Annotated in this window: 1 protein-coding gene; it reads right to left on the bottom strand. The window is 38.7% G+C overall.

What is annotated here, in order from left to right; translation table 11 throughout:
• Positions 1-376: 376 nt before the first annotated feature.
• Positions 377-649 (bottom strand): HU family DNA-binding protein, encoded by a 273-nt coding sequence (locus tag G468_RS0118425; protein ID WP_026824201.1) that lies wholly within the window; start codon positions 647-649, stop codon positions 377-379.
• Positions 650-1,126 lie beyond the last annotated feature (477 nt).

Consider the following 1,126-nt stretch of genomic DNA (forward strand, 5'->3'; position numbering starts at 1 on the left):
AATGTGTTCGTGGGCTAATTCCTCAGCCCAATGCCAGTCAAACTGTTTGATTTCGTCTTCACGTAGAATGCGAATTGACTTTGCGTCGTAGGTCACTTGACCGCCTTTTTGAAAACTTTGGCAGTTTTAACTACCAACCTATCTCTCTTCCGCAATCCATGCTTCCATCGTTGGCAGCACAGCTCAAATATCTAATGTGTTCTGAGTGTATATCTCTTTTTAGATTGCCTTTATCGTCGGTAGTATATATCGGTGTTACTTGTCCAATTCTTTTTGGAGGTGTTTTAGCATAGTCATATGGAGCACAGGATGTTCCAGTTATGCTAATAAGAATTGAAAGTAAAATACGACTTAATTTTACATCGCAAATCATATGTTACTTAACCGCCTCTTTGAGTCTTTGACCCGCTTTAAAACTCGGTACGTTTGCAGCAGCAATTTTAAGTGGTTCACCCGTTTTTGGATTGCGTCCATCTCTAGCTGCTCGGGGCTTCACCTGAAAGCTGCCAAAGCCAATAAGCTGTACATCATTTCCCGCTTTCAAAGCCTCTGTCACCGTTTCGATGAAAGCATTAACCGCTTTCTCTGAATCTTTTTTGGTTAAGCTGGTTTTGTCAGCAATTTGATTGATGAGTTCGGTTTTGTTCATGTTGTGCCTGAGTTAGTAGATATTTTATATCCTAGTGATGCTAGCTGTAGCAACTCAATAGTGCAATGTTTAAGGGTTAATTAACTCAAAAAATCTTTTTAATTAAAATCCCACCGCTCGACGCAAGTCTGTGACCGAGCGTAGCGAGTGAGCAGACGAGGAAGCGGAATATCACAATTGCAAAAGAGAAATACGGTCACTCAGTAGTAACATACTTTTCGGTTCAGGCTTTTTGTCAGAAGAAAAGTTATCCACAAGCACTTTACCTTAAAAGACTTTTTTTTAACTTATTTTAACTTCAAAAGACTTAGAGCGGCATAAGGGTCTAAATATAAGTCAATTGATGCTATAAAAATAAAAAATAATATAATCAATAACTTAATTATTAAAAGGTTACCACGCACAAGGGAAAAGGTTACTACACACAAGGGAAAAGGTTACCACGCACAAGGGAAAAGGTTACTACACACAAGGGAA

This window comes from Arsenophonus nasoniae DSM 15247 (assembly GCF_000429565.1).
GTDB classification, from domain to species: domain Bacteria; phylum Pseudomonadota; class Gammaproteobacteria; order Enterobacterales; family Enterobacteriaceae; genus Arsenophonus; species Arsenophonus nasoniae.